The sequence below is a fragment of the Bradyrhizobium sp. genome, from assembly GCF_049691595.1.
GTDB lineage: Bacteria > Pseudomonadota > Alphaproteobacteria > Rhizobiales > Xanthobacteraceae > Bradyrhizobium.
This window is the reverse complement of sequence record NZ_JBAVNZ010000206.1, coordinates 1-10,013: the sequence shown is the minus strand read 5'-3', so window position 1 is coordinate 10,013 and position 10,013 is coordinate 1. Positions and strand designations below refer to the sequence as shown.

Here is a 10,013-nt window from a genome sequence, read left to right as displayed (position 1 = left end):
GCGCGGGTCCGGCGCTGGCCGATCTGTTGTCCGGCAATATCCAGTTGATGTTCGACACGCTCGGCACCGCGCTGCCGCCGGTCAAATCCGGTTTGCTGCGGCCGCTCGCAGTGAGTTCGGCGAAACGTATCCCCGATCTGCCCGACGTTCCCACCATTGCCGAGAGCGGCTATCCCGACTATGCCGTCAGCGTCTGGTACGGCATTTCGGCGCCCTCGAAGTTGCCCGACGATGTCGCACAGAAGATCACGGCGAGCCTGGAGCGGGCCTTGAACGATGAGACGTTCCGCGCTTCGCTGGAGAAGATCGGCTTTCCGCCGCTGCGTCCGCGAGGTCAGGCTGCGATCGCCGAATTCATCGAGGCCGACCGCGCGCGCTGGGCCGACGTGATCAAGTCACTGAACATATCACTGGATTGAGACATGGTTCGAGAGAATGACCTCCGCGAGGGCGAACTGGCCGTCGACATGCCGCCGCCGCGCGACGCCGGCCTCGTCTTCATCGGTCGCATCCGCACCCCCTGGACCTCGCGCGAGATGACGCCACGGCAAGGACGCCACGACGGGCCGGTCTGCCGGCTGGAGATTTTCGAGCCCTGGGTGCCTGCGATCAAGGGCGTCGATTTCTACAGCAATCTCGAGGTGATCTACTGGCTGCACCAGTCGCGCCGCGACCTCGTGCTGCAAAGCCCGAAGGACAACAAATCGACCCGCGGCACGTTTTCGCTGCGCTCGCCGGTGCGGCCGAACCCGATCGGAACCTCGATCGTCAAATTAGTCGGCATCGAAGGCAACGTCATCCTGGTGCGCGGCCTCGATTGCCTGGACGAGACGCCGCTGCTGGATATCAAACCGGACCGCTGCGAATTCTCGCCACTGGCGCAGCAGAAGGCAGGGGATTTCGAGACGGAGTGACTTCTTTCCTCCCGTCATTATATCGCTTCGCTCATCCGGGTTGCGAGCTTACCTCAACGCCGCGATCAGCTTGGCCGCATTCTCCTCCAGCACCTTGCCATCTTCCTTGCGGCTGGCGGGCGGCAACAGCGCGACGCCGTTGTGGCGTGGCATCACGTGCATGTGCAAATGAAACACCACTTGTCCGCCGGCGGGCTCGTTGAACTGCTGGATGGTAATGCCGTCGGCATTGAACGCTTTCATGGCGGCCGCGGCGATCTTGTGGGTGCCGCGGGCGACATGGGCGTAGTCGTCGGGTGTGATATCGAGGATGTTGCGGGCAGCGGCTTTTGGGATCACCAGCGTATGGCCGGGGCATCGCGGCATGATGTCGAGGAAGGCCAGCACATGGTCGTTCTCAAAAACCTTGTAGCAGGGAAACTCGCCGCGCAGGATTTTTGCGAAGGGGTTGTTGGCGTCATAGGCGGGCATGGCGGCTCCTCGAATTCCTCGTTCCAAATGCCTCGGTCGTCAACGAAACGTCAAGCCTCGTCGCCGCCCTTGCGGAACGGCGCGGCCTCGGCGAGTTCGCGCCCGACCTCGGCGACATAGTCGCGCTCGCGCTTCAGATAATCGGCGATCGCGCGGCGCAGATCGGGATCGGCGATGTAATGCGCGGAATAGGTGGTCTGCGGCAGATATCCGCGCGCCAGCTTGTGTTCGCCCTGCGCGCCGGCTTCCACCGTTTGCAGCCCGCGCTGGATCGCGAAGTCGATCGCCTGATAATAGCAGACCTCGAAATGCAGGAACGGGTGGTGCTCGATCGCGCCCCAGTTGCGGCCGAACAGTGTGTCCGAGCCGATGAAGTTGATGGCACCCGCAATCCAGCGGCCGTTGCGTTTGGCCATCACCAGCAGCACGTCCCGGCTCATGCTCTCGCCGATCAGCGAGAAGAATTTTCGCGTCAAATAGGGCCGGCCCCATTTGCGTGAGCCGGTCTCCGTATAGAACCGAAAGAACGCGTCCCACGCATCCTCGGTGATGTCGCCGCCGGTCAGCCAGTGAATGGTGATGTCAGCGGAGACCGCCTCGCGCCGCTCGCGCTTGATCGCCTTGCGGTGGCGCGAATTGAGCGTGGCGAGGAAATCGTCAAAACTCGTGTAGCCGGCATTGCGCCAGTGAAACTGCTGGTCGTTCCTGAGCAGGAAGCCGTGCTCGCCGAGATAATTCGCTTCCGCTTCGCGCGCAAAGGTCACATGCACCGACGAGGCGCTGGTTGCGTTGCACAGCGCCATCAGCCCGCTGGCCAGGGCCTCGCCGATCCGCTCGGGGTCGACGCCATCGCGGATCAACAGCCGCGGTCCGGTGGCGGGCGTGAAGGGGACGGATACCTGCAGTTTCGGATAGTAGCGCCCGCCGGCACGCGCATAGGCGTCGGCCCAGCCGCGGTCGAACACGTATTCGCCCTGCGAATGCGATTTCAGGTAGCAGGGCACGACGCCAGCGATGGCGCCATCGAGTTTGGCCAGCAGATGGCGCGGCCCCCAACCGGTGCGGGCGCAGGCCGATCCGGAAGCTTCGGCGGCGGCGAAAAAAGCGTGGGAAACGAAGGGGTTATAGGCGGGCCTTGACCCGGCGCAGGAATTGCCTGCCGCAACAACCGGTAAAGCCAGCGTGTCGAATTGCTCAAGGGGGTTCGGGTTGCCTTGCGGATTGGCGCAGGCGTCCCATTCCGCAGCCGGGATATCGCTGACGGAGGCAACCGCTTCAAGGGTGATTTCGGATGACGCCATCGAAAATTTTTTGACCGGTCCCAATTTGCGATCAGCCATCGCGCATGGCGACCAACGCCCTGCAAAGATCGTGCATTGCAGCGAAGAGTTCAAGGCCGCGCACTGCCGATCAGCTTCCCGGCAAAAATCCCTCAAAAATCATCTGGTCGGCGTAACGTGCGGCCCGTTCGCGCTGCTCCGGAGTACGCACGGTCCAGGTCAGCAGCGGGCAGCCAAAGATGTTGCGGGCGATCCAGGGCGCCGGCGCCGGCAACTCGTTGACCGAGAAGGCTATAAAATGCGGCTGCGTGCGGAACGCGTGACGCAGATGTTCCATGCCTCGGCGCTGGGCGGGCGTCGCCTCGGGCCAGTCGGCCGCGGTGTAGACGCGTTCGGCGACGATGCCGCGCGGAAGCTTTGGCGCAAGCTCGCGCAGCGCCAGCACCTGATCGGGGTCGAAGGACATGACGGCCGCGGGCCCCTGATAGGATGCCAGCACTTCCGCCGTCCGCGTGATGAGCTTGCGGTCGCCGTCAAAATGGCTCTTCACCTCGATCACCAGCGGCACCCGGCCGGCAACCAGCGTGCAGAGATCGCCGAGCGACATCATGTGCTCCGGCGTATTCCTGAATTTGGCGGTCTTGAGTTCGGCTGTGGTTTTGCCGCGCAGCGCGCCGGAACCTTCGGTGAGACGGCCGAGCGCATCGTCGTGATGCACCATCGCCTCGCCGTCGGCGGTAAGCTGGATGTCGCATTCGATGCCGAAATTTCCTTCGATCGCGGCCCGCGCCGCGGCCGGCATGTTCTCGATGATGCCGCGCGCGGCGTCATGCAGGCCGCGATGGGCGACCGGGCGCGCCGTCAGCCAGTCAGGCGCACGCATCGCGCATCTCCCTCAGGAAACCTCGAACACGCCCTCGACTTCCACCGCCGCGTCCGAGGGCAGGGAAGCGACGCCGACGGTGGTGCGGGCGTGCCGGCCCTTGTCGCCGAAGGCTGCGACCATCAGGTCGGAAGCGCCGTTCAAAACCTTCGGCCCGTCGAGAAAATCCGGCGCGGAATTGACGAAGCCGCCGAGCCGCACCACGCGCACCACCTTGTCGAGATCGCCGAGCGCGGCCTTGATCTGCGCCAGCAGGTTGATCGCACAGCCGCGCGCGGCGGCATTGCCCTGTTCGACGGTGACGCCGGCGCCTAACTTGCCCTTGGCGATCAGCTTGCCTTCGGGATTGACGCAAACCTGGCCGGACACGAACAGGAGGTTACCGGTGCGCACGAAGCCGACATAGTTGGCCACCGGCGCGGGCGGCTCGTGCAAGGTGATGCCTTGTGCCGCCAGTTTCTGTTCGACCGTACCCGCCATGTTCCGTCCCCGGTTGATTGTCAGCGCCTGATCCGTATCAGGCCTGCATTGTTTCGCGCATCGCGCCGTTACATGCAAGCGCGAGCGATGCACCGGCAGGTTGCGGGTTGCCGGGATCAATCGCCCGGAAAATGCCAAAAAACATGGCATTTCGGCATCTGCGCCGTACCATTTTCGTCAGGCTGCCCCAGTTGTGGCGCAATAGGGCCGTCACTATTTGTGACGAATCTCTTCGCTTGAGGAAAAAACATGACCCGACCGTTCCGGATTCCGCCACATGCGCTGGTGCTGACAATGGCCGTCGTCGCGGGATCGGGTTTTGCCAACCAGCAGGCGACGGCCGCGGCGGGCGGGCCTTTTCTTGCCCATCAGGCGCTCTACGAACTCAGCCTCGTCAAATCGCGCGGCTCCAACGCCATCAACGGCGCGCGCGGGCGCATTCTCTATAATTTCTCGGGCAATGCCTGCGAGGGCTACACGTCCGAATTCAGGCAGGTGTCGGAGCTCGACAGCGGCGAGGGCAAGCTGACGCTGAGCGATCTACGCTCGTCTTCCTGGGAGGACGGCGCGGGCAAAAGCTATCGCTTCAAGATCGACACCAGGATGAATGACAGCGAGTCGGCGCCCGTCGATGGCATCGCCGAACGAACCGGCGACCACATCACGGTCAAGCTGAAGCAGCCGGTGGCGAAGACATTCGAGCTCGACGGCAGCATCGTGTTTCCGACCGAGCAGATCCAGCACATCATCGCCGCCGCGCGCGGTGGCAAATCCGTGCTCGAGCTGACGATCTATGACGGCTCCGACAACGGCGAGAAGGTCTACAATACGCTGTCGGTGATCGGGCAGCCGATATCAGGCGACCGCGCGCCCGCATTACCCGATCCGTCTACCACCAGCGACGTGATGAAATCGCTGATGCGCTGGCCGGTGACGGTCAGCTATTACGACCGCGACGCTCACGCCAAGAACGGCGAACAGACGCCGGTTTATGCGATGTCGTTCGAGCTGTACGAAAACGGCGTCTCACGCGCGCTGGTGCTCGACTACAATGACTTTGTCATTTCCGGCGCGATGGGCAAATTCGACGTCAAGGATTCCAAGCCGTGTAGGTGACGGCTCGGGCTGTCGCGCTCTCACCGTCATTGCGAGCCAACGGGTCGCGCGAATGCGCGCCCGATGACAGGCTCCGCGAAGCAATCCACACTTGCTTTGCGGCCCGATGGATTGCTTCGCTTCGCTCGCAATGACGGCGTAAGATAACTCACTAATCCTCCTCCGCCTTTTCCGGCCCATCATAGGCAATCCCCCTCATCACGGCGGCACTGCCAAACTTCTTCCTGAGATCATCCATCGCGCGTTCGGCGTGGGCCGAGCGGCGGTCGAGCATGTCTGAATCGTCGGCCTGCGAGCCCGGGCGCAGCGCGCTGACGCCGGCGCCCATCAGGCGGAAGGCGGTGCCGTCGATCTCCTTCGCCAGCATTTCGCGGCAGACCGCGAAGATTTTCGCCGCCAGTTGCGTCGGCGTCCTGATCGATTGCGAGCGGGTGCGCTGGCGGAAGTCGGCGGTCTTGAGCTTCAGCGTGATGGTGAGGCCTGCGAGATCGCCGTTCTTCAGCCGCGCCGAGACCTTCTCCGACAGCCGCCACAGCAGCTTTTCCAGTGTCGGGAAATCGCGGAGGTCGTTCTCGAAGGTGGTTTCGCTGGAAATCGTCCTGGCGCCGCGATCGGGCACCACGCGGCGGTCGTCGATGCCGCGCGCGAGCCGCCACAACCTGCGGCCCTCGGTGGAAAACTGCTTCATCAATTCGACCTCGTCGGCGCGCTGCAGATCGGCGATGGTGCGAAAGCCGCGTTGCACCAGCCGCTCCTGGGTCGCGGGCCCGACGCCGAAGATGAATCCGACCGGCCTGTCCGCCAGCATCGCGCGCGCCTCGTCCTGGTCGAGCGCGGCAAAGCCTCTGGGCTTGTCGAGGTCGGAGGCGATCTTGGCCAGGAACTTGTTGCATGACAGGCCGACCGAAACAGTGATGCCGATATCGCGCTCGACGTCGCGGGCGAAACGCGCCAGCACCTTTGCGGGGATCATGCCGTGCACGCGCTGGGTGCCGCCAAGGTCGAGAAAGGCCTCGTCGATCGACAGCGGCTCGACCAGCGGCGTCAACGCCTGCATGGCCTGGCGCACTTCGCGGCCGACCCGGACATATTTTGCCATGTCGGGCCCGATCACGGCGGCATTGGGACATAGCGCCAAGGCCTTGAACATCGGCATTGCCGAGCGCACGCCGTAGGTCCGCGCGATGTAGCAGGCGGCCGACACCACGCCGCGCTTGCCGCCGCCGATGATGACAGGCTTGTCGGCAAGTTCGGGATTGTCGCGCTTCTCGACGGTTGCGTAGAACGCGTCGCAATCGATATGCGCCAGGGTCAGCGCGGGCAGGGCATGGTGCCGGACCAGGCGAGGGGAGCCGCAATGGCTGCATCGCTTTGCCTTGATATCGAGGTCGCCGAGGCAATCCCGGCAAAAGCAGCGGGGGCCGTCTGGTGCGGCCGCGCTCACGGCACGTCGCGCTCCCATTGCGGGTCGCTGAGGACCTGGTGCGCGGCGGCGATATTGGCCGGAGGCAGCTGCGAGGCGCTGGCGAAGGCTTTCACGGTCGCGTCATCGCGCATCACGAAGTCGAGCACGCTGGCCAGAAATTGCGGGTCGGCCGCCGCGCTCCGCAGCGTCTGAGGCCCGATTCCGCTCTCGGCCAGGAACCGGCCCAGCCGCTCAGGGTCGCCGGCAACAAAAGACAGCGCCTGAACCGCAACGATTTCAGCTACTTCCCGGAGGTTGTGAACAGGCTTTTTCAACTTTCGGATTTGCCTTTCCATTAACTTATGGTCTCTATTGATAAACTACCATGCCCGAGTCTTCCGGACGTGTTCAAGCGAGTGGAAACCACGCCGCATCAAGATGGAACTCGAGTTTAAAGGGTTAGAGCGAATCTGGCGCTAGTTTGAATTCAGATGTCGACATGTCCGGCTGCGCTGCCTGTGGCATCGTGTTCGGGCCGGTCTCCTCAAAAGCCTGGGAGGGACGGGATGGCAAAAACCGTCCTGATCGTGGAGGACAACGAGCTCAACATGAAGCTCTTTCGCGATCTGTTGGAAGCGCATGGCTATCAGACCTCGGGCACCAGCAACGGTTTCGAGGCGCTCGATCTCGTCCGCAAGCTGCGTCCTGATCTGATCCTGATGGATATCCAGCTTCCGCAGGTCTCCGGGCTCGAGGTCACGCGCTGGATCAAGGACGACCCGGAGTTGCGCGCGATTCCGGTGGTCGCGGTCACCGCGTTTGCCATGAAGGGTGACGAGGAGCGCATCCGCGAGGGCGGATGCGAGGCGTATCTGTCCAAGCCGATCTCGGTCGGCAAATTCATCGAAACGGTCCGGCATTTTATCGGATAGGGGTAGCTTTCGATGTCTGCGCGAATTCTTGTCGTCGACGACGTTCCCGCCAACGTCAAGCTGCTGGAAGCCCGTCTGTTGGCCGAATATTTCGAGGTTCTGACCGCCTCCAGCGGCGCCGAGGCGCTTGCGATCTGCGCGCGCGCCGAATGCGACATCATCCTGCTCGACGTGATGATGCCCGACATGGACGGTTTCGAGGTTTGCCGCCGCCTGAAATCCAATCCGGCCACGCATTTCATTCCCGTGGTGATCGTCACCGCGCTGGACAGCCCGGCCGACCGCGTCCGCGGGCTCGAGGCCGGCGCCGACGATTTCCTGACCAAGCCGGTGTCCGACATCGTGCTGATCGCGCGGGTGCGTTCGCTGACGCGGCTGAAAATGATGACCGACGAGCTGCGCATGCGCGCCATCACCTCGCTCGAGATCGGCATGCAGGCGCCGGAGCAAAGCGCGATCGCCGATAACGGCATGGGCGGCCGCATCCTGCTGGTCGACGACCGGCCGGCGTCCTACCAGCGGCTGGCGCCGGTGCTTTCCGCCGAACATACCGTCGATGTCGAAGCCAATCCGTCGGAAGCGCTGTTCCATGCCGCCGAGGGCAATTACGACCTGCTGATCGTCTCGCTCGGCCTCGACAATTACGACGGCCTTCGGCTGTGCAGCCAGGCGCGCTCGCTGGAGCGCACGCGGCAGGTGCCGATTCTCGCGATCTCGGATGCCGACAGCAATGCGCGGCTGCTGCGCGGCCTCGAGATCGGCGTCAACGATTACCTGTTCCGCCCGGTCGACAAGAACGAGCTGCTGGCGCGCGCCCGCACCCAGATCCGGCGGCGGCGCTACACCGACCATCTGCGCGACAATGTGCAGAACTCGATCGAGATGGCGGTCACCGACGCGCTGACCGGGCTGCATAACCGCCGCTACATGGAAAGCCATCTGGCGACGCTCGCCGAGCAGGCCTCGAGCCGCGGCAAGCCGCTGGCGCTGATGATCCTCGACATCGATTATTTCAAGGCGGTCAACGACAATTACGGCCACGACGCCGGCGACGACGTGCTGCGCGAATTCGCGGTGCGGATCAGGAAATCGATCCGCGGCATCGATCTCGCCTGCCGCTATGGCGGCGAGGAATTCGTGATCGTGATGCCGGAGACCGATTTGCACGTCGCGGGCATGGTGGCCGAGCGGCTGCGGCGCGCGATCGCCGGCGAAACCTTCGCCGTCAACAACGGCACCAAACGCATCGAGGTCACGATCTCGATCGGCCTGACGACGCTGGAGCGCAAGGGCGAAGCGGTCGCCGACGTGCTCAAGCGCGCCGACACCGCGCTCTACCGCGCCAAGCATGACGGCAGGAACCGGGTGGTTTCGGCGGCGGCGTGAGTGCGGTCGAAGTTCCGATTCAACTTTCAAAGCGTCTGACCGCGATGATTTTGTTTGGATCGGCCCGTCCGTGGACTGGCTTGACCTCTCCCGCCTGCGGGGGAGGTCGCATCGCATCGCATCGAAAGATGCGATGCGGGTGGGGGAAACCCTCTCCACACGAACAGTTTGAGTCGTGGCGGCACCCCCACCCATAGCCGATGCTTCGCATCGGCGTTCTCAGTCAAGGACGGCGGCCGTAGGCCGCCTATGCCTCCCCCGCAAGCGGGAGAGGGAGCGCAATCCCTTTGCGGTCGCAATTCGACCTGATCTCATCACGCGTCTGCCGAGCCTTCCGTCGTTTCCGCGATGGCTGGGGCGACATGGACGCGCTCCTCGATTTGAATTTCCAGGAGCGGATGCAGGTTCGCGTTCCCGCGGCGCTGATCGCCCGAGTCTTTACTGAAATCTTCGCCCTTCTGAAATCGGAGGGCGCAGGGAAGGCCGGGTGCTGGCTGGCACCCGCGGTCTCGTGTGCAAGATTGTGCATGGAATGCGCACACGAGCATACAGGTATCAGCCGGGGCCTCCGGCCTTCCCTGCGCAATGGCTTTACGGCTTATGCCGCGCTCTCCTCGGCGACGAATTCGTCTTGTCACCGTCGCCGGCGAATTGAATGGTTTTGCCGCGCCCGGTTGGGCCGAAAAAAACCTCCGCCGACTTGACACCAGCAACGGGTGCCAGGACCACACGGTTTTGCCGTACGCTGCATCGTCGGTCGTCTGCATGAAGGATGATCGCTCACGGGAAATCCGCCCTGCGATTTCGCTTCACGTCGACGCTGCCGCGTCCACCGCAACCCGTCCCAACGTTCGTGACGATGGCCAACGCCCCTCTTCTCGGGACGGGATGGCGCGAGCTTGTAGAGATGATTTGCCCGACAAGCAAAGTGGAAAATTTTTTCGAAAAGGGCTGGACACCGATTTGCCCGACGGGCGGTGATTTGCCCGTCGGGCGCGCGGCAGCGCGTAGGGCCGATTGGGGAGCGAAGCGTAATCCGCCGTTCACCGATGCCGAAAGGCGGATTACGCCTTCGGCTCAATCCGCCCTTGGGGTTGGCTTCACCTCTCCCGCTTGCGGGGGAGGTCGCATCGAATGATGCGATGC

At 63.5% G+C, this 10,013-nt stretch carries 11 protein-coding genes; 5 read left to right on the top strand and 6 right to left on the bottom strand.

Annotation, left to right across the window (positions count from 1 at the left end; all coding sequences use genetic code 11):
- A partial coding sequence (locus WCE35_RS09500) for a Bug family tripartite tricarboxylate transporter substrate binding protein (protein ID WP_424593088.1) occupies positions 1-419 on the top strand: 419 nt, incomplete at its 5' end.
- 3 nt (positions 420-422) lie between these two features.
- A complete protein-coding gene (gene tsaA / locus WCE35_RS09495; protein ID WP_424593087.1) occupies positions 423-914 on the top strand; it encodes a tRNA (N6-threonylcarbamoyladenosine(37)-N6)-methyltransferase TrmO in 492 nt (163 codons plus the stop codon).
- Between the two features lie 48 nt (positions 915-962).
- Here tsaA and WCE35_RS09490 read toward each other — a convergent pair whose 3' ends face one another.
- From WCE35_RS09490 to WCE35_RS09475, 4 genes are all read right to left on the bottom strand, one after another.
- The gene (locus tag WCE35_RS09490) at positions 963-1,385 is read right to left on the bottom strand and encodes an HIT domain-containing protein (RefSeq protein WP_424593086.1); all 423 of its coding nucleotides are present in this window, start codon (positions 1,383-1,385) and stop codon (positions 963-965) included.
- A gap of 50 nt (positions 1,386-1,435) precedes the next feature.
- A complete protein-coding gene (locus tag WCE35_RS09485; RefSeq protein ID WP_424593085.1) occupies positions 1,436-2,686 on the bottom strand; it encodes a GNAT family N-acetyltransferase in 1,251 nt (416 codons plus the stop codon).
- A 109-nt stretch (positions 2,687-2,795) separates the two neighbouring features.
- Positions 2,796-3,548: a glycerophosphodiester phosphodiesterase gene (locus tag WCE35_RS09480; RefSeq protein WP_424593084.1), complete on the bottom strand. Its 753-nt coding sequence runs from the start codon at positions 3,546-3,548 to the stop codon at positions 2,796-2,798.
- A gap of 12 nt (positions 3,549-3,560) precedes the next feature.
- Complete coding sequence (locus WCE35_RS09475; protein ID WP_424593083.1) at positions 3,561-4,028, bottom strand: RidA family protein; 468 nt, start codon at positions 4,026-4,028, stop codon at positions 3,561-3,563.
- 294 nt (positions 4,029-4,322) lie between these two features.
- Between WCE35_RS09475 and WCE35_RS09470 the strand changes: the two genes are divergently transcribed.
- Positions 4,323-5,144, top strand: a complete 822-nt coding sequence (locus WCE35_RS09470; protein ID WP_424593089.1) for a cell envelope integrity EipB family protein — start codon at positions 4,323-4,325, stop codon at positions 5,142-5,144.
- A 151-nt stretch (positions 5,145-5,295) separates the two neighbouring features.
- On the opposite strand, the gene WCE35_RS09465 is transcribed toward WCE35_RS09470, so the two are convergent.
- Positions 5,296-6,606 carry a DNA polymerase IV gene (locus tag WCE35_RS09465; RefSeq protein ID WP_424593082.1) on the bottom strand — a complete coding sequence of 437 codons (1,311 nt, stop codon included), beginning with the start codon at positions 6,604-6,606 and terminating at the stop codon, positions 5,296-5,298.
- Entirely contained in the window at positions 6,585-6,884 is a 300-nt protein-coding gene (locus WCE35_RS09460; RefSeq protein WP_424593081.1) for a DUF3572 domain-containing protein, read from the bottom strand. Before WCE35_RS09460 ends, WCE35_RS09465 begins: the two co-directional genes overlap by 22 nt.
- Positions 6,885-7,115: 231 nt before the next feature.
- Here WCE35_RS09460 and WCE35_RS09455 point away from each other — a divergent pair, with 231 nt between their 5' ends.
- The gene (locus tag WCE35_RS09455) at positions 7,116-7,481 is read left to right on the top strand and encodes a response regulator (protein WP_424593080.1); all 366 of its coding nucleotides are present in this window, start codon (positions 7,116-7,118) and stop codon (positions 7,479-7,481) included.
- A gap of 12 nt (positions 7,482-7,493) precedes the next feature.
- Complete coding sequence (locus WCE35_RS09450; RefSeq protein WP_424593079.1) at positions 7,494-8,867, top strand: PleD family two-component system response regulator; 1,374 nt, start codon at positions 7,494-7,496, stop codon at positions 8,865-8,867.
- Positions 8,868-10,013 lie beyond the last annotated feature (1,146 nt).